Source organism: Salinivibrio sharmensis, from assembly GCF_001995985.1.
GTDB lineage: Bacteria > Pseudomonadota > Gammaproteobacteria > Enterobacterales > Vibrionaceae > Salinivibrio > Salinivibrio sharmensis.
Window position 1 is genome coordinate 1 of the sequence record NZ_MUFC01000007.1, and the last position, 22,357, is coordinate 22,357.

General features: G+C 51.1%; 19 protein-coding genes, 1 tRNA gene and 1 rRNA gene. 8 read left to right on the forward strand and 13 right to left on the reverse strand.

Translation table 11 applies throughout. The annotated features are described in order from the left end of the window. From BZG74_RS08355 to BZG74_RS08370, 4 genes are all read right to left on the reverse strand, one after another. Nucleotides 1-1,014, reverse strand: a 16S ribosomal RNA gene (locus tag BZG74_RS08355); the annotation flags it as partial. Between the two features lie 222 nt (nucleotides 1,015-1,236). Then, the gene (locus BZG74_RS08360) at nucleotides 1,237-1,455 is read right to left on the reverse strand and encodes a hypothetical protein (RefSeq protein ID WP_077772181.1); all 219 of its coding nucleotides are present in this window, start codon (nucleotides 1,453-1,455) and stop codon (nucleotides 1,237-1,239) included. A 71-nt stretch (nucleotides 1,456-1,526) separates the two neighbouring features. Then, nucleotides 1,527-2,984: an aminotransferase-like domain-containing protein gene (locus BZG74_RS08365; protein ID WP_077772298.1), complete on the reverse strand. Its 1,458-nt coding sequence runs from the start codon at nucleotides 2,982-2,984 to the stop codon at nucleotides 1,527-1,529. A 158-nt stretch (nucleotides 2,985-3,142) separates the two neighbouring features. Then, nucleotides 3,143-3,229, reverse strand: a tRNA-Leu gene (locus tag BZG74_RS08370). A 217-nt stretch (nucleotides 3,230-3,446) separates the two neighbouring features. On the opposite strand from BZG74_RS08370, the gene BZG74_RS08375 reads away from it, so the two are divergent. From BZG74_RS08375 to BZG74_RS08405, 7 genes are all read left to right on the forward strand, one after another. Further along, a complete protein-coding gene (locus BZG74_RS08375; protein ID WP_077772299.1) occupies nucleotides 3,447-3,938 on the forward strand; it encodes an RDD family protein in 492 nt (163 codons plus the stop codon). A gap of 510 nt (nucleotides 3,939-4,448) precedes the next feature. Next, complete coding sequence (locus BZG74_RS08380) at nucleotides 4,449-5,891, forward strand: YfcC family protein (protein WP_077772182.1); 1,443 nt, start codon at nucleotides 4,449-4,451, stop codon at nucleotides 5,889-5,891. Nucleotides 5,892-6,428: 537 nt separating this feature from the next. Next, entirely contained in the window at nucleotides 6,429-7,649 is a 1,221-nt protein-coding gene (gene arcA / locus BZG74_RS08385) for an arginine deiminase (protein WP_046074228.1), read from the forward strand. 56 nt (nucleotides 7,650-7,705) lie between these two features. Further along, nucleotides 7,706-8,668, forward strand: a complete 963-nt coding sequence (arcC, locus tag BZG74_RS08390; protein WP_077772183.1) for a carbamate kinase — start codon at nucleotides 7,706-7,708, stop codon at nucleotides 8,666-8,668. 27 nt (nucleotides 8,669-8,695) lie between these two features. Next, a complete protein-coding gene (argF, locus tag BZG74_RS08395) occupies nucleotides 8,696-9,700 on the forward strand; it encodes an ornithine carbamoyltransferase (RefSeq protein ID WP_077772184.1) in 1,005 nt (334 codons plus the stop codon). Between the two features lie 175 nt (nucleotides 9,701-9,875). After that, on the forward strand, nucleotides 9,876-10,364 hold the full coding sequence (locus BZG74_RS08400) for an arginine repressor (protein WP_077772185.1): 489 nt from the start codon (nucleotides 9,876-9,878) through the stop codon (nucleotides 10,362-10,364). A gap of 69 nt (nucleotides 10,365-10,433) precedes the next feature. Next, entirely contained in the window at nucleotides 10,434-10,826 is a 393-nt protein-coding gene (locus tag BZG74_RS08405) for a RidA family protein (protein WP_069361728.1), read from the forward strand. 88 nt (nucleotides 10,827-10,914) lie between these two features. On the opposite strand, the gene idi is transcribed toward BZG74_RS08405, so the two are convergent. The 8 genes from idi to nudF form a co-directional block, all read right to left on the reverse strand. After that, a complete protein-coding gene (idi, locus tag BZG74_RS08410; protein WP_077772186.1) occupies nucleotides 10,915-11,463 on the reverse strand; it encodes an isopentenyl-diphosphate Delta-isomerase in 549 nt (182 codons plus the stop codon). A gap of 14 nt (nucleotides 11,464-11,477) precedes the next feature. After that, complete coding sequence (locus BZG74_RS08415; RefSeq protein WP_077772187.1) at nucleotides 11,478-12,212, reverse strand: 1-acylglycerol-3-phosphate O-acyltransferase; 735 nt, start codon at nucleotides 12,210-12,212, stop codon at nucleotides 11,478-11,480. A gap of 97 nt (nucleotides 12,213-12,309) precedes the next feature. Continuing rightward, nucleotides 12,310-14,559, reverse strand: a complete 2,250-nt coding sequence (parC, locus tag BZG74_RS08420; protein ID WP_077772188.1) for a DNA topoisomerase IV subunit A — start codon at nucleotides 14,557-14,559, stop codon at nucleotides 12,310-12,312. Nucleotides 14,560-14,584: 25 nt separating this feature from the next. Then, nucleotides 14,585-16,477, reverse strand: coding sequence for a DNA topoisomerase IV subunit B (gene parE, locus BZG74_RS08425; protein WP_077772300.1), 1,893 nt, complete (start codon nucleotides 16,475-16,477; stop codon nucleotides 14,585-14,587). A gap of 179 nt (nucleotides 16,478-16,656) precedes the next feature. Then, a complete protein-coding gene (gene yqiA / locus BZG74_RS08430; protein ID WP_077772189.1) occupies nucleotides 16,657-17,235 on the reverse strand; it encodes an esterase YqiA in 579 nt (192 codons plus the stop codon). Between the two features lie 2 nt (nucleotides 17,236-17,237). Continuing rightward, a complete protein-coding gene (gene cpdA, locus BZG74_RS08435) occupies nucleotides 17,238-18,062 on the reverse strand; it encodes a 3',5'-cyclic-AMP phosphodiesterase (protein ID WP_077772190.1) in 825 nt (274 codons plus the stop codon). Between the two features lie 22 nt (nucleotides 18,063-18,084). Continuing rightward, on the reverse strand, nucleotides 18,085-18,531 hold the full coding sequence (locus BZG74_RS08440; protein WP_108744075.1) for a DUF1249 family protein: 447 nt from the start codon (nucleotides 18,529-18,531) through the stop codon (nucleotides 18,085-18,087). A gap of 13 nt (nucleotides 18,532-18,544) precedes the next feature. After that, nucleotides 18,545-19,183, reverse strand: coding sequence for an ADP-ribose diphosphatase (nudF, locus tag BZG74_RS08445; protein WP_077772191.1), 639 nt, complete (start codon nucleotides 19,181-19,183; stop codon nucleotides 18,545-18,547). A 273-nt stretch (nucleotides 19,184-19,456) separates the two neighbouring features. Here nudF and tolC point away from each other — a divergent pair, with 273 nt between their 5' ends. Continuing rightward, nucleotides 19,457-20,767 carry an outer membrane channel protein TolC gene (gene tolC / locus BZG74_RS08450; RefSeq protein WP_077772192.1) on the forward strand — a complete coding sequence of 437 codons (1,311 nt, stop codon included), beginning with the start codon at nucleotides 19,457-19,459 and terminating at the stop codon, nucleotides 20,765-20,767. A gap of 75 nt (nucleotides 20,768-20,842) precedes the next feature. Here the strand turns inward: tolC and hldE are convergent, their stop codons facing one another. Continuing rightward, entirely contained in the window at nucleotides 20,843-22,270 is a 1,428-nt protein-coding gene (hldE, locus tag BZG74_RS08455) for a bifunctional D-glycero-beta-D-manno-heptose-7-phosphate kinase/D-glycero-beta-D-manno-heptose 1-phosphate adenylyltransferase HldE (protein WP_077772193.1), read from the reverse strand. Nucleotides 22,271-22,357 lie beyond the last annotated feature (87 nt).

Consider the following 22,357-nt stretch of genomic DNA (forward strand, 5'->3'; position numbering starts at 1 on the left):
CCTGGATGTCAAGAGTAGGTAAGGTTCTTCGCGTTGCATCGAATTAAACCACATGCTCCACCGCTTGTGCGGGCCCCCGTCAATTCATTTGAGTTTTAACCTTGCGGCCGTACTCCCCAGGCGGTCTACTTAATGCGTTAGCGCCGAAAGCCAAAGTCTTAAACCTCAACCTCCAAGTAGACAGCGTTTACGGCGTGGACTACCAGGGTATCTAATCCTGTTTGCTACCCACGCTTTCGCATCTGAGCGTCAGTCTTTGTCCAGGGGGCCGCCTTCGCCACTGGTATTCCTTCAGATCTCTACGCATTTCACCGCTACACCTGAAATTCTACCCCCCTCTACAAGACTCTAGCCTGCCAGTTTCAAATGCGGTTCCGAGGTTGAGCCCCGGGCTTTCACATCTGACTTAACAAACCGCCTGCATGCGCTTTACGCCCAGTAATTCCGATTAACGCTCGCACCCTCCGTATTACCGCGGCTGCTGGCACGGAGTTAGCCGGTGCTTCTTCTGCAGCTAACGTCAAGCAATGCACGTATTAAGTACACCACCTTCCTCACTGCTGAAAGTGCTTTACAACCCGAAGGCCTTCTTCACACACGCGGCATGGCTGCATCAGGGTCTCCCCCATTGTGCAATATTCCCCACTGCTGCCTCCCGTAGGAGTCTGGGCCGTGTCTCAGTCCCAGTGTGGCTGATCATCCTCTCAAACCAGCTAAGGATCGTCGCCTTGGTAAGCCATTACCTTACCAACTAGCTAATCCTAACTGGGCCCATCCCAACGCGATAGCTTACATGTAGAGGCCACCTTTGGTCCGWAGACATTATGCGGTATTAGCCGTCGTTTCCAACGGTTATCCCCCTCGTCAGGGCAGGTTCCCAGCCGTTACTCACCCGTCCGCCGCTCGACGTCCAGCAAATCCACCGAAGCTTCAATGCTGCCGTTTCCGCTCGACTTGCATGTGTTAGGCCTGCCGCCAGCGTTCAATCTGAGCCATGATCAAACTCTTCAATTTAAGTTTGACTTCGTGGTCGGCATTTCGTGACTTGCGTCTCGCTGCCCCGTCAACAGGAAGCGCAGTATAGAGATCTCAGTTTTTACCGCAACCCCAAAATATAAAAAAATGCGCCTCGCTACCTATTTGCTCACAAAACAAGCAAAAGTAGACAAAAGGCGCTTTTCTTGGTGGAGAGCGCATAAGGTGGCTGGTTCTTATGCACACTCGTGTTCTCAATCGTTAGTGCGAGTGTGATTGCCGTTTTTCTTCCGCGCGCTCTTTAGCTCGGCAGTAGCGCACTGAGCCCCACGCCATAAGCAGAAGAACAAAAGGGATCGCACCGGCTGTCCATTGTGCCCACGTATAATAGGCGAGTGTTTCTATGATGATGACATGGCCAAGGATCAATAAAGCCGCGCAAATTATAGCAACGACCATCATACTGAGTTCTGATTTCATCCTTTCCCCCTATATATTGTGTGCGTACTGAGTTTATCGAGAGGGAGAGGGTGGGGATTAGCACAGATAGCTCAATATTCAGTTGTGACAGTTGAGTGCACAGATAAAGCTGAGAGCGAAGTCGCAATCTGTTTGAGCCCCTCCAAGCTTGGACGATTATCTAGCGCCCCTGTTTTTTGCCTACCCACAACCGACACATTAAGTCGAAAACAATGATTGAAACGTCCATCACTGGCAAACAACGCACCCGGTGCGATAGTGACACCATATGGCCTCAAAACGTGAAACAGTGCGAGCGTATCGATGCGCTTATCGAGCTCAACCCATAAAAAGTAACCACCTTTAGGCTGACTAATCCGTGTAGAGGCCGGTAGTAGTGCCTTAAGTTCTGCTCGAATCAACGCTTGACGGGCAAACAAGGTTTCGCGCAATCGCCGCAGATGCGAATCATAACCACCTTGCTTTAAATAGTCAGCAATCGCCAATTGGTTGGGCGCGCCAACAGCCAAACTCGAGACAGACTGACGCTTCTCTATTTGCATCGCATAACACCCTGCCGCTATCCAACCAACACGGAACCCTGGTGCCAGCTGTTTCGAAAACGAGCCACAGTGTAGTACGCCGCCCTGTGTATCATACGCTTTCAGTGGCATCGGCCTGATTTCGGCGAAGAAAAGCTCCCCATAGACGTCATCTTCTATTAACGGCACTTGATACGTTGCCAATAAGTTGACCACATCAGGCCTACGTTGGGCGGGTATCGATGCCCCGGTGGGATTGTGGAAGTTGCTCATCAACCAACACGCACTGATCGAGTGAGACGCAAGCGCATGTTCCAGTGCTTGGATATCAACCCCTGTTTCAGGTTCAACCGTAACGGGAACCGCTTCAAGCTGTAAACGTTCGAGTGTCTGCAGCACCCCGTAGAAGGCGGGGGCTTCAATAATTACCTTATCGCCTGGCTCGGTCACTGCCGCTAAAGACAGACTCAATGCCTCTATCGCCCCGTTAGTGATAATGATTTCATCAATACCGACTCTAATTCCCTGACGGAGGTAACGCTGAGCTATCAGTCGACGCAAACCACTATCGCCCGGCGGTAAAATGGTAAAGTGGTCAGGATGAGAGGACTGGCGTAGCACGCGTGCCATCGCACGACCCAGGGCTTGCATAGGAAATAGCAGAGGATCAGGAAAAGCGGAGCCAAATGGATAATACGCACCTTTATGGCTAGCACTGATCACATCAAACACATCTTGATGGGTGTCAAGCCATTGAGATTGCGCTTGTGGCCGCGCCAATGCGTCAACTGCGAGCTTGTTATAATGAGGCCGCACAAAAAAGCCAGAGCGCGGACGTGCCTCAACCCAGCCATCGGCCTCTAGCTGCTCATAAGCTCTCATTACCGTCATTGGGCTAACGTGTTGGAGTCGGCTCATCTCCCTCACCGAAGGGATCCGATCACCGACTTGCCAAACACGCTGCTGAATTTGTGCTTCTATCCAGCTGGCAATGTCTCGATAACGCATTTGCACACTGCTACTCCCTGTTGTTGCCTAGACGGCGATCATACCTTGGCACGTAGCAATTGGCGGGGTGGAATGTAGTGGAGTGTGACCTGATCAGCGCTAATCCTTACTCACAACGAAAAAAGCCCCAGTCTTTCGACTGGGGCTTTTTTGGGATTTGGTGCCGAGAGAGGGACTTGAACCCTCACACCCGTTAAGGCGGCGGATTTTGAATCCGCTGCGTCTACCAATTCCGCCATCTCGGCAAGTGGGGGCAATTATACGTACCGGCCTTTGGAGTGCAAGTAATAAAAATAAAAATCCGCTCGTTCGCACTATTTTTAACCAATTCAAGTCATTCAGCCACATTGATGCTGAATTTGTCCCCAAAAGACATCGCAAAACCGAGGTAGAAGCTTACTCACTGTCAGCCAGTCTATGCTAGGCTAGCTGCGAATTGAGTACTGGGATGTGAACAATCAAATGCAAACTTCTTCTATCGCTTGCCCAACCGCAGGGTTTTTTCGGCGTTTAGCCGCTTGGCTTTACGATCTTCTCGTCGTGGCAGCTTTGCTGATGCTCGCCGGAGGGGGAATGATGGCCATACTCGCTCTGGCGCAAGTGCTCGGCATGTCGGTTGCGCCTTACCAAGACATTAGTGACTTCTTAACCCATCACCCGATAGTCAATCCACTTTATACCGCGTATCTGGCTTGTGTCATCGGTGGTTTTTATGGCTACTTTTGGTGTAAAGCCGGACAAACACTGGGCATGCGCGCGTGGCGGCTTAGATTACAAAATACCGATGGCAGCAACATTCGTCCCACCCAAGCCATTATTCGTTTGGCCACTGCCTGCTTTGGTCTCGGCAATCTGGTTGTCATCTTTGATATCAATAACCGTGCCTTTCAAGACCACTTCGCCGAATGTGACATGATTGTGCTTCCCAAGCCGGTTAAGAACAAAAAAGACTAATCCTCCCTCTAGACTGGGCACCTGCTGCGTGCCCTCTCCTACCGACCAGCTCACCGTTATAAATTGACATAAGACAATAAATGGGTTGATTTCTACCTATTCATCTATCTGGTATTTTCTCGGTTTTATTCATCATACGTAAAGTGACTGATTGACTAAATAGTCAAAGCTTGCACATAAACTCATGATTGATTCAATCTTCAGTACCGTAAAAGAAGTGAATTCAACGTCATTTAATCAATAAAAATCCAAGCAGAAAAAAAAGAGAAAATGATAGCTACGCATAAATAACAGCACTGCATTCATTTTTATTAAAAAAGTCTATTTGTTCATCTATTAGCCACCTCGTCTTTTGTGAGATATCACTAAGAAGTAAAAAGGGAACCACTTTTACAATGAGTGCAAAGCCATGTACCACGGCATAAAAATAATAAATAACGTGAAATTAACGGAGTTACCTCAACACGTGTAGCGCACTTTAGATGCTAATAAGAGGTATGAGGAGAAAGTATGAGTACTCACAGTGTTCCCGAAAAAAAAGGCTGGTTCTCGAACTTAAAGTTCCCGTCCGCCTATACCATTCTATTCATTCTTATCGCTGTCGTCGCCGCCCTTAGCTGGGTGGTGCCCGCCGGTCAGTATGAACGAGAGTATAATGAAGAGCTCGGTAGAGACGTTCCCATCTCAGGAACTTACGAACAGGTTGACAGTAATCCTCAAGGCATCGTCGATGTCCTGCTGGCCCCCATCGACGGTTTTTATAATCATCAAACGTATGAAGCCGCAGCCATCGATGTCTCACTGTTTATTCTGATCATTGGTGGCTTTTTAGGACTGGTCACCAAAACCGGTGCCATCGATGCGGGAATTGAACGCGTCACCAAGCGCCTAGAGGGACGCGAAGAGTGGATGATCCCCATTTTGATGGGTTTATTTGCCGCCGGGGGCACCATTTATGGCATGGCGGAAGAGTCCTTGCCTTTTTATACGCTACTTGTGCCTGTGATGATGGCTGCGCGCTTTGACCCTGTGGTCGCAGCAGCCACGGTACTGCTTGGCGCTGGAATAGGTACCCTAGGCTCAACGATTAACCCCTTTGCGACGGTAATAGCGGCTAACGCAGCCGGGATCCCTTTCACTGATGGTATTCTGCTGCGCCTTGCCATCCTCGTGATCGGTTGGTTTATCTGCGTCGCTTATGTCATGCGCTATGCGCGCAAAGTACAAGCCGATCAGAGCCAATCTATTGTTTATGACCAGTATGAAAGCAATAAAAAGCACTTCCTGGGTGAGCACGACGACAACCAAAGCCTTGACTTTACAGCCACACGCAAAGTGATACTGGCTATCTTTGCCGGCGCCTTTGCAGTGATGATCTATGGTGTTTCATCTCTTGATTGGTGGATGGCAGAGATCTCAGCCGTTTTCCTCGGTGCCGCTATCATCATTGGCCTGATTGCACGCATGAGCGAAGAGGAAATCACCACCAGCTTTATTGATGGGGCAAGAGACCTACTCGGTGTGGCGCTAATCATCGGCATTGCCCGCGGGATCGTGGTGATTATGGATAAAGGCATGATTACCGACACCATCCTTAATAGTGCCGAGAGCTTAGTCAGCGGTTTATCTTCTTTCGTCTTTATTAACGTAATGTATTGGCTGGAAGTGTTACTGTCATTCTTGGTGCCTTCTTCATCTGGCTTGGCAGTGCTCACTATGCCAATTATGGCGCCGTTGGCGGACTTTGCGAACGTTGGGCGTGAATTGGTGGTAACGGCCTATCAATCGGCTTCAGGGCTCGTCAATCTCGTTACACCTACCTCCGGCGTAGTGATGGGTGGCTTGGCCATTGCCCGCGTGCCTTATGCGAAATGGATAAAATGGGTCGCGCCCTTGCTTGGCATTTTGACTATTATGATCATGGCCATGCTTAGCCTTGGCGTCATGTTGTAATACCAGTCATCACTGAGCGTAGAGCGCATTGCTATCAGCAGTGCGCTTTTTTATTTCTCACACGTCCCCTGCTATAACTGCACACTTCTCTACTCCATTCACACCTCTATTACATTGTTAACACAAAGCGATTTAATACCGATCGTCATCACAAATAGAAACAAAAACCGCCCAGCATTTGTTAAAAACTAAGAACAACAAAGATAACCATTCATTTAATCCGCATAAGGCGAAAAACATTCAAAAATAAAAAGGAATAAAAATAAGAACAGCACCGCTAAATGCCCAGCTTTAACAAAATAATCGTGTTAAGCACTCAATAAAAGTGACTAACTATTAAATCTCCATCATAAACACATTCATAAATACCATTAACACAGGGTAAAAAGAGAAAAAGGCAATGTTTTAATTCAATGTGATCTAACTTCAAGTTCAATCAACGCACCACGTTAGAATAAATCTGTACCCAATAATAAACCTGCACTTTTTATTTCCCTTCCGATAAAAAGCCAAGCAGAGATATACGGAGAAAGAAAGATGAACAACTTCTATGTCGGCTCTGAAATTGGTCAATTACGCACCGTGATGTTGCACCGCCCCGAGCGTGCTTTAACCCACCTGACCCCTTCAAACTGTCATGACTTGCTTTTCGACGATGTTCTGTCAGTTGAACGTGCGGGTGAAGAGCATGACAAATTCGCTCAAACCCTACGTGATCAGGGCGTTGAGGTGCTATTGCTGCAAAACCTGCTTGCCGAGACCCTGGATGTTCCCGAAGCCAAAGCCTGGCTGATGAACCTAAAGATCTCGGACTATACCTTTGGCCCGTCATTTGCGAACGATATTCGCTGCTACCTCAATGATCTCCCTCACCACGAGCTCGCATCAATGTTCTTAGGTGGGCTGGCGTACTCCGAGCTACCGATTACCACGACCTCGATGTTGCAAGCGATGCATGCCCCATCGGACTTTATCATTGACCCCTTGCCTAACCACTTATTCACACGCGATACCTCGTGCTGGCTATATGGTGGTGTGTCAATAAACCCAATGGCCAAACCGGCACGTAAGCGTGAAACCAACCACTTGCGCGCGATCTACAAATGGCACCCTCGCTTTGCGAACGGCGACTTTATTACCTACTTCGGTGCGCAAAACATCGACTATGACAATGCCACGATTGAAGGCGGTGACGTCACTGTTTTAGGTAAAGGTGTTGTATTGATTGGCATGTCTGAACGCACCACGCCACAAGGGGTGGAAAACCTCGCGTCCAGCCTGTTCAAACATGGACAAGCCAAGCAAGTGATTGCCATGGAGCTGCCAAAACATCGTTCCTGCATGCACCTCGATACCGTGATGACCCATATGCGGGAAGATACCTTCTCGGTGTACCCCGAAGTGATTCGCAAAGACATCAAATGTTGGAGCCTGACCGGCGACCGCAGCGGCCATCTCAATGTGCGCGAAGAAGATTACTTCCTCACCGCCATCGAAAAGGCCCTCGATGTTGGCCCACTGAACCTTATCACCACGGGCGGCGATAGCTTTGAAGCGGAACGTGAACAGTGGAATGACGCCAACAACGTCTTGACCGTGCGCCCAGGTGTGGTGGTCGGCTACGAGCGTAACACCTATACCAACGAGAAATACGACAAAGCCGGGATCACTGTTTTGTCCATTCCGGGTGATGAGCTAGGTCGCGGCCGCGGTGGCGCACGCTGCATGAGCTGCCCGATTCATCGTGATGGTATTTAATCCTCGTATGGGCTGAGCGCCTGGCTCAGCCCCCACCGACTGTAGAGAGTAAAACTATGAAAAAACCCACTGTCGTCGTGGCACTCGGAGGCAACGCCCTACTCCGTCGAGGCGAACCCTTAGAAGCCGACATTCAACGTGCCAATATCGCCAAAGCGGCCAAAACCATTGCCGCTATCGGCGAACAATACAACGTGGTGCTCGTCCACGGTAATGGCCCTCAAGTTGGCTTACTGGCCCTGCAGGGGCTCGAATACAAATCCGTGACACCTTATCCTTTGGACGTCCTCGGTTCAGAAACCCAAGGCATGATTGGCTATATGCTGATGCAAGAGTTGCATAACTTAGCGCCAGAGCAACACGTGTCTTGCATGCTGACCCAGATGACGGTCGATCCTAACGATCCTGCATTTGCAAATCCCACCAAGCCAATAGGCCCGGTATATGACCAACAAGAGGCCGCCCAGCTGGCCGAAAAGTATGGCTGGGATATTAAGCCGGACGGCCAATATTATCGCCGTGTTGTGCCCAGCCCACAACCTACAGGGATTGTCGAAGACGACGCTATCGCGAGCCTCATCGACCAAGGACACTTAGTGATTTGTACTGGAGGGGGCGGTATCCCTGTGATCCAAGAAGGCACCCAGCTAAAAGGCATCGAGGCTGTGATTGATAAAGATATGTCAGCGGCCTTTCTCGCCCGTCAACTCAATGCCGACGCGCTGCTTATTTTGACCGATGCCGAAGCGGTTTACCTAGATTATGGAGAGCCCAATCAACGCGCACTTGCCGACACAACGCCCGATGATCTCAGCCAATATACCTTCGATGCTGGCTCTATGGGGCCAAAAATCGATGCCTCCTGCGAGTTTATTCGCCAAGGCGGCAAGCTAGTAGGTATTGGTGCCCTCGAAGATGGCCTTGCTATCTTAGCAGGCCAAGCTGGCACACGGATCCGTCCACACTCAGTCAATAACAACAATATTTCTCACGGCCAGCCTAGCCCTGCACAGGCCTGAAACCAATAACAAAGAGGATTACCCACTATGGCTTTTAATCTACGCAACCGTAACTTCCTAAAATTACTGGACTTCACTCCTCGTGAGATCCAACACTTTATCGATATGGCCATCGAGTTGAAAAAAGCCAAATACAATGGCTATGAAACCCCCCGCCTAAAAGGCAAAAACATCGCTCTTATCTTTGAAAAAGCGTCAACACGCACCCGCTGTGCCTTTGAAACCGCCGTCTTTGATCAAGGCGGCCAGGTCAGCTACATCGGCCCAACTGGGTCACAAATTGGCCATAAGGAGTCGATGAAGGACACCGCTCGCGTATTGGGCCGGATGTATGACGGCATTGAGTACCGTGGCTTCGGCCAGGATATTGTCGAAGAGCTGGGTGAGTTCGCAGGGGTACCTGTCTGGAATGGCTTAACCACTGAGTTCCACCCCACCCAAATTTTGGCTGACTTAATGACCATGCTCGAGCACGGACGTGGCAAGCAGTTGCACGAAATGCGCTTTGCATACCTCGGTGATGCCCGCAACAACATGGGCAACTCTCTGATGGTGGGTGCCGCTAAAATGGGGATGGACATCCGCTTAGTGGCTCCCAAAGCATTCTGGCCGGAAGAAGATCTCGTCGCACAATGCCGCGCTATCGCTGAAAAAACCGGCGCACGCATTACCCTGACAGAAGACGTACAAGAAGGTGTGAAAGATTGTGACTTCTTGTACACCGATGTCTGGGTCTCGATGGGGGAATCCAAAGAAGCGTGGGATGAACGCGTTGCGCTCATGAAGCCCTATCAAGTCAATATGGATGTCGTGAAAGCCACTGGCAACCCGCACGTGAAATTCATGCACTGTCTCCCTGCCTTCCACAATAACGAGACCACAGTGGGTGCAGAAATCGAAGAAAAGTATGGGTTAAAAGGCCTAGAAGTCACAGAAGATGTGTTTGAGTCGGACTGCTCAATTGTGTTTGATGAAGCAGAAAACCGCCTCCACACCATCAAAGCGGTGATGGTCGCCACCCTTGGCGATTAACGCCACCGGAGCGAGGGCGCCGAGTGGCGCCCTACTTCTTAATATTGATACCACCCAGTGACACCCATCAAAGTTTCATTTAAAAGCAACTGATAGCATATGCGATTGAATCACGCATTATTAGCTTTATGCGCTGATAATGACGTGAAATGCCGTTTATTATAAGGGGTTGCCCGTGGTTAATGATGCAATTCTATCGGTAGAAACGACCACACCGGAGGACGATATCCTCTCTGCGTGTCGACACCTGCTGCAAACGCAAAGCTTTACCACCCAAGATGCAGTTCGCCAGCAATTGGTTGAACTCGGCTATCTTGATGTCAGCCAGTCGACCGTTTCACGCCTATTATCCAAGCTCGGGGTCGCCAAAGTACCCAATGCGCATGGGCAAAAGGTCTACGCGCTCAGCGGAGACATGGAGCCTGTGTACGCGGTGTCTTCTGTCGGCTCTCAAATCGATGACATCACCTGTAGCCAAGCCATGGTGGTAGTGAAAACCCACCCAGGCGGCGCACAGTTGATCGCTCGCTTATTAGACTTACACCGACATCCTTTAATTTTAGGAACGGTAGGCGGGAACGATACTGTCCTGGTCGCACCACGCCAGCTCAATGAGCTTGCCGCCTGCGAACAAGTGGTTCGAGACCGCCTTGCCCCTGAGTAAACGGCTTTACGTGGCAAGCTAACCGTTGCAGACTATAGGTGTCGCTTTTTTATAACAAAGGAACAGACAATGACCCAAGTACTGCAAACCGAGCAGGCGCCAGAAGCTATCGGTCCGTATTCGCAAGGCGTTGACCTTGGCAACATGGTGCTGACCTCAGGCCAAATTCCTGTTAACCCAGTGACTGGCCAGATCTCTCCTGAAATCACCGCACAAACACGTCAGTCTCTCGACAACGTCAAAGCGGTGGTAGAAGCTGCTGGGCTTAAAGTGAATGACATCGTTAAACTCACCGTGTTTGTCAAAAACATGGAAGACTTTGCGGATGTCAACAAAGTGTATGGTGCGTTCTTTGATGAACACGGTGTGGAAAGCTACCCTGCTCGCTCATGCGTTGAGGTCGCACGCCTGCCCAAAGACGTTGATATCGAAATTGAAGCGATTGCGGTGCGCCAAGCCTAATTGGTAAGCGACGGCAACGAAAAGCTAATGCAAAAGCGGCGCCTCCAGGCGCCGCTTTTTTATGTCTTGATGGCATAGCGCACGCTTATCAACAGCGCACCATCACATCGATACGTGATAAAACGTCAGCAAACCAAGCGGTGAAGCGCTCGGGGGCGTCCACCATCGCCTGCTTGACTTCATCTTCAGACCACCAGCGGCAGTCTGCTACCTCATCTGGATTAGGGATCATCTCGACATGGTTGACTTCACAGGCGATGACTTGATCCAATTCATGCTCTATCAACCCGTTATCCAACTCGGCACGGTATTCAAACCAAGGTCCCATGGTAAAATCAAGTGGGCGCGCTATTCCTAACTCTTCATACAGGCGCCTTTTTGCCGCCGCCGCAACCGGCTCGTCTTGTTTGGGATGCGAGCAGCACGTATTGGTCCATAATCCACCACTATGATACTTATCGAACGCGCGACGCTGTAGCAAGTACTCACGCTCACCCTGCTCATTGCAACGAAACAACATTACTGAGAAGGCCATGTGCCGCCATCCTTGCTGATGAGCCTCCAACTTTTCAGCGATCCCTTGAGGTTCACCGCTCGGTGAGACCAAAACCACATGGTGGCGCTGGGTTGAAGTCATAAGCCTATCCTCAATTAGCGAACGCCTTGGTTGCGTTCCGCGACTTCTGCATCAAGCTGCTCGAGCTTGCTTTTCATTACCTGATGGCAATGCTTAGCCAAGTCACGGACATTATCTTTATCGTAGCCCTCGGGTGAAATCGGCGCCATCACTTCAACAATCACATGGCCGTTGTTCCAGCGATTCGCTTTTAGATGATGCGTCGAGCTACAAACCACAGGGATTAAGGGTACGCCTGCGCCGATAGCAGCATGAAACGCCCCGGTTTTGAAAGGTAACAAACCACGTCCACGTGAGCGTGTCCCTTCTGGGAATAACCATACGCACAGCTGCTTCTCTCGGATCTTTTCTGTCACCTGCGCAATGGTTCCCATGGCTTTACTGCGATTGGCACGATCAATCAATACATTGCCCGTGAGCCAATAAAGCTGACCAAAAATGGGGATCCATAGCAGGCTTTTTTTCCCCACGGTGACCGCGCCAGGCATCAACGCATTCGATAAGGTCACCATATCCCAATTACTTTGGTGGTTAGCGATACACACGCTAGCACCAGGCTCACGAGGTGCCCCTTCAGCGAAGCGCAGTTCAAGGCTAATCCCGAATAAACCAGAGAGGCGTCCAAACCACTTACTGATATGGTAGCAATTACGAGGATTGCGAGGGCTTAACAAGCAATACAAACCACCAAAAATAAACAGCAAAATAGCGACAATCAATAAAGCCAGCAGTCGCACGACAAAAATCATTTCTCTCTCCAAAGAGCAGGCGTGAAAGGCGAGACAGTATACGGATTCAGGGCAAAAATGCACCTACTCCGCCCCTGCGAACAGGGGCGGTGGTGATTTAGCTTTCCGTCAGAATTTCGATTTGATCCACGCGTTGTAGTCCACGTGGTAGCATACTCCCGCGCCGACCTCGTTCACCGCGATAGTGAGCCAGATCATCCGGTTTTAAGGTCAGCTTACGTTTACCTGCATGCAGGGTCACGCCCACATCGGCCGGTACAACGTAGAGCTGGCTTAACACTTCCTCGCGCGACTTGGCGCGTGCGCCGGGAATATTGATGATCTTATTACCTTTTCCTTTACTTAGTTGCGGCAATTCATGCACCGGGAATACCAACATGCGGCCTTCATTGGAAATCGCGACAATCAAATCGCTTTCCAAGTCACCCACCTGGCGCGGTGGCATCACTTCCGCCTGATCAGGCACCGTCAGCAAGGCCTTACCGCTGCGGTTTTTGGAGAGCATATCCGCTTGCTTGCAGACAAAACCATAACCGGCGTCCGAGGCCACCAAGGTAAGCTGCCCCTCATCAGCCATTAATACATGACGAATCGACGAGCCTGGGGTGATATTAATTCGCCCGGTAATCGGCTCACCTTGGCTGCGCGCGGATGGCAAGGTGTGCGACTCTATTGCATAGCTGCGACCATCAGACCCCAGGAAAACCGCGGGTTGGTTACTTTTACCCGGCGCCGCGTCGAGGAACTTGTCGCCTGCTTTGTAGTTAAGGCCAGTAGCATCCACATCATGCCCTTTGGCATGGCGGATCCACCCTTTATCTGAGAGCACCACAGTGATGGGTTCGCTGGGCACCAAGTCACGCTCGGTTAACGCTTTGGCCTCCGCTCGCTCAACAAGCGGTGAACGGCGGTCGTCCCCGTATTTTTCCGCATCCGCGAGGATTTCTTTTTTGATTAAGGTGTTCAAGCGACGATCTGAGCCGAGCAGTTTCTCTAGCTTATCGCGCTCTTTGCTCAACTCATCTTGCTCACCACGGATCTTGATTTCTTCGAGCTTGGCTAACTGACGTAGTTTGATCTCAAGGATCGCTTCAGCCTGTTTCTCGCTCAAACCAAAGCGTGCAATCAGCTCGGCTTTGGGTTCATCCTCACTGCGGATGATTTCAATCACCTCGTCAATGTTCAGGTACGCGGTGAGTAAGCCCTCTAGAATATGCAGGCGAGCGAGGACTTTTTCCAACCGGTGCTCAAGGCGGCGTCTCACCGTCTGGCGGCGGAACGTTAACCACTCAGATAAAATCCCATGTAACCCCTTAACTTGTGGGCGTCCATCAAGGCCAATCATATTAAGGTTAACGCGGTAATTCTTCTCTAGATCGGTCGAGGCAAACAAGTGATCCATCAGTTGATCACAATCGACACGGTTAGAGCGCGGCACAATCACAATCCGGGTGGGATTTTCATGATCCGACTCATCACGTAAATCGTCCACCATCGGCAGCTTTTTCGCCCGCATTTGATTGGCGATTTGCTCTAGCAGCTTAGCGCCCGACACTTGGTGAGGCAGCGCAGTAATCACAATTTCATTGCTTTCTTTATGCCACAGCGCGCGCATTTTGATAGAGCCACGGCCGCTCGCATAGAGCTTTTTCAAATCTGACTTCGGCGTGATCACTTCCGCTTCGGTGGGGTAATCAGGTCCCTGCACATGCTCCAGTACACCGTCTAAGTCTAAGCTCGGCTTGTCGATCATTGCGGCCAAGGCATTGGCAAGCTCACGCGCATTATGTGGCGGAATATCCGTTGCCATCCCCACCGCAATACCAGTGATCCCATTGAGGAGAATATGCGGTAAGCGTGCTGGCAGGGTTTTCGGCTCTTTCATGGTGCCATCAAAATTTGGCCCCCAATCGACGGTCCCTAGTCCCAACTCTTGTAGCAACACTTCAGAAAAACGTGATAAGCGTGATTCGGTGTAACGCATCGCTGCAAACGATTTGGGATCGTCAGGCGCGCCCCAGTTGCCCTGACCATCCACCAGCGGATAACGATAGGAAAACGGCTGAGCCATCAATACCATGGCCTCGTAACATGCCGAGTCCCCATGAGGGTGGTACTTACCCAGTACATCCCCAACAGTACGCGCCGATTTTTTATATTTTGCCGTGGCGGATAGCCCCAGCTCTGACATCGCGTAAATGATCCGGCGCTGCACTGGCTTTAAGCCATCGCCGATAAACGGCAGTGCGCGATCCATGATGACGTACATCGAGTAATTGAGGTATGCGTCCTCAGTGAACTGGCGCAGAGCAAGCTGCTCTACCCCATCATAAGTCACCTCTGTCATGCGAATAAGATCCCGTTATAGTGATTTAGATATCGATAAGCTCGGCCATATCGCCTTTTTGCTGCAGCCAATGACGGCGGTCCTCTGCCCGTTTTTTACCCAGCAGCATGTCCATCAGTTGCTGCGTCTGCTCATCATCATCAATAGTGAGCTGAACCAGGCGACGGGTATTGGGATCCATGGTCGTTTCACGCAGCTGTAACGGGTTCATTTCCCCCAAACCTTTGAAGCGTTGCACATTGATTTTGCCGCGTTTATTACTCAAACGCTCAAGGATCCCTGCTTTTTCATCTTCATCCAAGGCATAAAAGACCTCCTTGCCACAATCAATGCGGTAAAGCGGCGGCATCGCCACATACACATGCCCAACCTGAACCAAGGCTCTAAAGTGTTGCATAAAGAGTGCACATAGCAAGGTCGCAATATGTAAGCCATCGGAGTCCGCATCGGCAAGGATACAGATTTTATCGTAGCGAAGGTTGCCCAAGTCTCCAGAATCAGGGTCAATACCCAGCGCCACTGAAATATCATGCACTTCTTGGGAGGCAAGCACTTGATCGGCAGAGACTTCCCATGTATTGAGGATCTTGCCTCTAAGCGGCATTACCGCTTGAAATTCACGATCTCGTGCCTGTTTAGCTGAGCCACCTGCCGAGTCCCCCTCGACCAAAAAGAGCTCGGTGCGACTCGAGTCTTGCATCGCACAATCTGTGAGTTTTCCAGGTAGCGCTGGGCCGGATGCCACTTTCTTACGCACCACCTTTTTCGCGGCACGCATGCGGCGATGGGCACTGGCAATACACACTTCCGCCAAACGCTCAGCAAGATGTGGGCGCTCATTAAGCCACAAACTAAAGGCATCTTTGACCACCCCAGACACAAACGCCGCACATTGGCGAGAGGACAAGCGTTCTTTGGTTTGCCCCGCAAACTGTGGATCTTGAATCTTGACCGACAGCACGTACGCACAGCGCTCCCAAATATCATCGGCGGTCAGCTTGACCCCGCGAGGAAGAAGGTTACGGAATTCACAGAATTCGCGCATCGCTTCTAGCATCCCTTGGCGCAAGCCATTCACATGCGTGCCACCTTGTGCCGTTGGGATCAGGTTGACATAGCTTTCTGTGGTTAGCTCGCCCCCTTCTGGCAACCAAATGACGGCCCAATCCGCCGCTTCGGTCTGGCCACTGAACTCACCGATAAAAGGTGTTTCCGGCAGGACTTCATAGCCTTTAACACTGTCAGCCAAGTAGTCTTTCAACCCATCTTGGTAACACCAAGACGAAGTCTCATTGGTGTTTTTATCGGTGAGATTGACCGTCAGTCCCGGGCACAGCACTGCCTTGGCTTTTAAAATGGTTTTAAGGCGAGAGAGCGAAAACTTGTCAGAATCAAAAAATTGGCCATCAGGCCAAAAGTGAACGCGCGTACCTCGGTTACGGCGACCACAGGTACCGGTCACGGTTAAGTCTTGAACCTTATCGCCATTTTCAAAGGCAATGTCGTAGACTTGACCATCGCGCTTTACGGTAATTTCAACCCGGTGAGACAATGCGTTGACCACGGAGATCCCCACCCCGTGTAAACCGCCGCTGAACTGGTAGCTTTTGTTGGAAAATTTACCACCTGCGTGCAGTTTGCATAAAATTAGTTCAACACCAGAGACACCCTCTTCAGGGTGAATATCAACTGGCATACCACGGCCATCGTCAATCACTTCCAGTGATTGATCAGCGTGGAGGATCACGTCGATTTTGCTGGCATGGCCGGCAAGGGCTTCATCGACACTGTTATCGATCACTTCCTGCCCGAGGTGATTGGGGCGGCTGGTATCTGTGTACATACCGGGGCGTCGGCGCACGGGCTCGAGCCCATTAAGGACTTCTATCGATCCTGCGTTATAGTTTTGTTCTGTCATAATCGATTGGCTTAATAAATGTGATGACATGGTCAGCAAGGGGGATCCGCTTGTCAAGCGCGGGGCCAGATTGCCACAAGTTTCTGTGAACTGCTATCCGTCTGGTATGACGTTGAAGCCAGAATAGCATGAGCTTGAGCAAGTATGCCCTGGTATTTATGCGTTTAGCGGGTGGAAAACTAGAGTTCGAGAAACTGAAGAATATCCGCGCAGTAACGCTCAAAGCCGACAAAGCTGTGGTCGCCGCCCGGCTCGACGGTCTGTTGACTAGCTCGGAACTTTTCCACCGCTTGGCGGTAGTCCAGCACTTCATCGCCTTCTTGCTGCAATAACCAAAATCGCTCAGGATGAGATAATATCGGCACATCAATCTCACGCAAGGCGTCGATATCGGCGGCCTCGAGGGTGTAGCGTTCCTGGGTGTAAGGATTAACCTGTTCCCCAACATAGTCTTGCAAGAGTTCGTAAGGGCGAACCGCGGGGTTAACCAATACAGCGGGTAGTTGATAACGTTCACTCAGCCAGGTGGCCAAAAAGCCCCCTAACGAACTTCCCACCAAGCCCAACTGATGGGTGTCGCTAAAGCGCATGATCAGTTCATCCAGTAACTGGACGGTGGGCTCAGGGTGACTGGGCAGTTGTGGCACCAACACCTCAATATCAGGACGATGCTGGGCGCAATAGGCTTGCATTTGTCTCGCTTTTAGCGATTGTGGCGAGCTGTTAAAGCCATGAAGATAAAGCAACGCTGATGGCATGATTAATACCCGCTGGAATCGAAGTCGGGCCGAAAATGCTRACCGGTTACACGCGCCACTTGCGTTTCTACGCGCCCGTCGGCATACAGCTCAAGCCAGCGCCAACCTGGATTCTGGTTATCGAGGGCAAAGTCGTGTGAGTCCGGCATAAACTGGATACAGGTGGAAGGCGCCGCTATCACACGGGCACCTTGATAACGCACATCCAATGCCTGATGGATATGCCCACACACCACAATTTTCGCTTGCGGGTGACGCGACATCACTTGCCAGAATGCCTCTCGGTTAGCCAGTTTGTGCTGATCTAACCACGTACTTCCTGCATCCAACGGGTGGTGGTGCAGTAACACCAACGCATGGCGCTCAGGATGCGCGCTTAAGTGGGTATCCAAAAGGTTCAGTTGCGCTTGTGATAATTCGCCGTGCGGTACACCAGCCACCTGACTGTCGAGCAGCACCATTTGCCAATGCTCCCCCAATAGGACTTGCGAGCAAGAGCGAAGGGTATTTGACTGTAATACCGCACTCATTTCTGGCTGATAGTCATGATTGCCCGGCAGCCAAAAGCAAGGTTGCTCCCATCGAGCGATACCGTCGACAAAACGGCGATATGACAAGGCGGAGTGATCTTGGGACAGATCCCCCGTTGCAATAATGGCATCGAAAGTCGGGTCGGTGGCACTGATGGCATCCAACACTGCATGATAGCTTTGCAGCGTATTCACACCCAGCAAGCTACCCTGCTCACTCGCGAACAGGTGTGTGTCGGTGATTTGCAAAAGACGAATACAATCGCCGTCGGCGTTATCTATCTGGCAAGACTGCAACGTTGAAAATACCTTTGCTGGTTTAGTTTAACGGTGATTTATACATGGGATCAGATGCCACCACGCCACGAAGCAGGCAGTGGCCAAGCCAATCCGATAAAAATGCATTAACCTGATGTTTTTCGTCGCGCTGATGCATGCGCGGATTCGGGTAATCATAACGTGGTTTTAAGCGTGAAATCTGCTGCGTGGTACACACTTCCGCGACCCGTGCATCGTGATACAAGCGCACTGTCAGGTTAGCACGTAAGTAATCTGGCGCTTCACCTTGGCTCAACTGCGCAATATCAAGCAGAGTGGTATAGCGGGTTGACTCACGCACGACCAAGGCATATTCCTGGCCTTGAATATCATATCGACACACCTGTCCCACCTCGTCGCGTTTAGGCATCAAACGGACAAGTTTGGCATAGTTGGTTTCATACAAGCGCATCATCGCTGGTAAGTCGACACGATATTCTGTTTTCACACACACCTACTGTCTATTCACTGTTTTGTTCATTATAGCTTTGACGTAACCGACTGGCATTGAGTTCCAACCATTGCAACGCAATGATTGAGGCGGCGTTTTCAATCTCGCCATCAACCACCTTTTGATAGGCGTGTTGGCGAGATAATCGATGCACCAAAATATCTTCATTTTCACTGTCGAGGCCGTGCACGCCTTCCGCTTCCGAGGCATCAACAATCGCGACAAACACATCCAACTGTTCAGAGCAGCCACCAGAGCTGGATAAGTAACGGGTAACACGCTCCATTTGATGCAGTAATAGTCCAGCTTCTTCTCGCGCCTCACGGTGGGCTACCTGCTCGGGGGATTGGCCTTTGTCTATCATCCCAGCCACAATTTCTAGTTGCCATGGTGTCGCGCCTGCTGCCATCGCCCCCACGCGGATTTGCTCAAGCATTACTACTTCATCACGTACGGGATCATAGGGCAAAACAGCCACCGCATGGCCACGTTCAAACAACTCCCGCACCACGGCGCCACTCCAGCCGCCTTCAAACAAGCGATGACGAAACTGATAGCGCTGAATGGAAAAGAAACCTTGATAAAGCGAAGAAATATCCTCGATCACAATATCGTCGCGATCGAATTGTCCGGGCGGATAGTCTGACATGCGGGCTCCTTATCCTCGATGACACGAGCTGACGAATTGAAGTGCTGAGTCACGCCTAGACCCGCTGGCCTGTGCCGAGCGGCAACGCGCGTCTTTCTAGCAAACCATAAACTTAACTTTTTTGATAAAAGTTACAACTATTTTTCAGTCCCATTTGCAAATTGGATAGTTTACACTCAATGTCCTAACAAATTGTCAGTTTCACGCAAGCATAATTGCGGTAAGCTAGTGGACGTCTATTTATCCAATCGCACAGATTCAGGGATTCCATCTATGAAAAAATTGCTCCCTTTGGCGTTAAGCTTGGCTCTCGGCAGCGTAAGCAGTGCAGCCCTTGCCGATGATCTCGCCCAAATTTATCAACAAGCGAAGCAAAGCGATCCCACTCTCAATCAAGCGGCCGCCGAGCGCGACGCAGCGTTTTCTGCTGTGGATGCAACTCGTGGCACCTTGCTACCACAAATTGCACTTAACGCCAGTTACACGATCCAACGTAATGACACTAAAGACAGCAACGATAATGATATCACCAGCGCCGATATCAGCTTAAGCCAACAGCTTTTCAAACGTGATAGCTGGGTCAACCTGGATATCAGTGAAATGCAGGCGCGCCAGCTAGATGCGACCTATGCTGCCCAGCAGCAAGGATTAATGCTGCGCGTGGCACAAGCCTATTTTGACGTGCTCCGCGCCATGGACAAGCTTGAGTTTATTCAGGCAGAAAAAGCAGCGGTGGGCCGTCAGCTTGAGCAAACCAAGCAACGTTTTGAAGTGGGTCTTTCTGCGATTACCGATGTACACGACGCTCAAGCGCAGTATGACGCGGTTCTCGCCGATGAGATTTTGGCTGAAAACGCGCTCACCAACAGCTATGAAGGCTTGCGTGAGATCACCGGCCAAGCCCCAAGAGACTTACGCGTACTCGACACTGAGCGCTTTAGTGCCAGTAACCCGCAGCAGCAACCGGCAGCACTGGTCAACGTCGCCGAAGAGAAAAACCTCGAGCTGCTCGCCAACCGCATTGCTCGCGATACCGCCAAAGAGCAGATTAGGCTGGCCAAAACCGGTCACCTCCCCACGCTGACCTTCAGCGCGCAATACGGGATGACGGATGTTGATAACCAACACACGCCAGGCTCTACTGATTCCAACGAGGGGACGGCTGCGCTCAACTTTAGCCTACCGCTCTTCACCGGCGGCAGCACCTCGGCCAATGTGGAAAAGGCGCAGCATGAGTATGTGGCTGCATCACAAAGCCTGGAAGCCAAATACCGCAGCACAGTGAAAGATGTGCGCGCTTTCTATAACGATATCAATGCCTCGATTGGCGCACTACGTGCTTATGAGCAAACCGTGGTCTCTGCACGCTCAGCGCTAGAAGCCACTGAAGCAGGTTTTGAAGTGGGTACTCGTACCATTGTCGATGTTTTGGATGCTACGCGTCGCCTTTACGATGCCAATCGCAACCTCTCCAATGCGCGCTACGACTATATTCTAAGCCGTTTACGTTTACACCAAGCCATGGGCACCTTGTCTGAGCAGGACTTGCTCGATATTAACCAAGGGCTGGTGAAACAAGAGTGATTCACGCTTGAGGCTCTAATATGCAAAAAGGTGCCAACAGGCACCTTTTTTATTGTCAGTTGAAAGGGCAAGGCGCTATTGACCACGCCGAATCGACTCAATGATTTCGGTGGTAGAGCAGCCATCTTCAAAATTAAGCACTTTGACCTCTCCCCCGTTGGCAAGCACCGCCTCGGCACCAGCAATCTCGTTGACCTGATAATCACCGCCTTTAACGAGCAAGTCGGGCAAGACTTCGCCAATCAGGCGCGCAGGCGTTTCTTCGCCAAAAGGAACCACCCAATCGACTGCGCCCAGTCCTGCTAGCACCGCCATCCGTCGATCAGTTGGATTGACAGGACGGCCAGGCCCTTTCAAAGCTTGTACCGATGCGTCGGTGTTAACGGCAACAATCAGGCGATCGCCTAGCTTGGCGGCCTCATTGAGGTACGCCACATGGCCTGCATGCAAAATATCAAAGCAGCCATTGGTCATCACCACTTTCTCTCCTCGCCCTTGGGCGACGTGCACCGCATCAATTAGCTGCGCTTCGGTGGTGACGCCAAAACCAGACTCGTGCGAGCCGTGTACCGCTTCGGTCAGCTCGATAGTAGAGAGGGTTGAAGTACCCAACTTGCCCACCACCACACCGGCAGCGGCATTAGCCAGCGCACAGGCTTGCTCGATCGGTTTGCCCGCGGCCAAGGATGCCGCCAGTACCGATATCACCGTATCCCCAGCCCCTGTGACGTCATACACTTCTTTGGCCAGCGTTGGTAAGTTCAGCGGCGCGGCATCCGGGCGTAGCAATGTCATTCCATGTTCACTACGGGTGACCAGCAGCGCACCAAGCTCGTATTGCTTGATCAGCGCTAAACCTTTTTCTTCCAAGCTTTGATCGTCCGTCACTGAGCCTGCCACCGCTTCAAACTCCGCCATGTTCGGCGTCAGTAAGCTCGCCCCTCGATATCGCTCAAAGTCTGTGCCTTTAGGGTCAACCAAGGTGGTGACATCCGCTTGTTTGGCGGCCTGAATCAATGTTTGTACCTCGGCCAGCGCGCCCTTGGCATAGTCCGATAAGATCATCGCCTGCGTCTTGGGCAATGCCGCTTCGACTTTGGCCAGCATGGGTGCCACATCCACCCCCGCAAATCCCTCTTCAAAATCCAGACGAATCAACTGCTGGTTACGGCTCATGACTCGAAGCTTAGTAATGGTGGGATGCGAGTCTAACGCCACAAAATCACAGCTAACATTTAACGAGTCGAGGGTTTGCGTGAGCGCGTCAGCTTGCTCATCCTTGCCCGTCAGGCCAATCAGCTGAGTCTGTCCACCCAAGGCTGCGATATTCATCGCCACGTTCGCGGCGCCACCTGGGCGTTCTTCCGTTTGATTGATTTTCACTACAGGCACGGGCGCTTCCGGGGAAATACGTCCGGTCGGCCCATACCAGTAGCGATCGAGCATCACATCACCGACGACCAGAACATTGGCTTGGCTGTAGTCAGGAAGGCTGAGTTTCATCTGGATCTCCGAATACTGTCGTTACCGAGCGATAGTAGCATAGCCATAGGCTAAATGGGGCGCTCTCAGGCGTGTGCTGCGCACAAT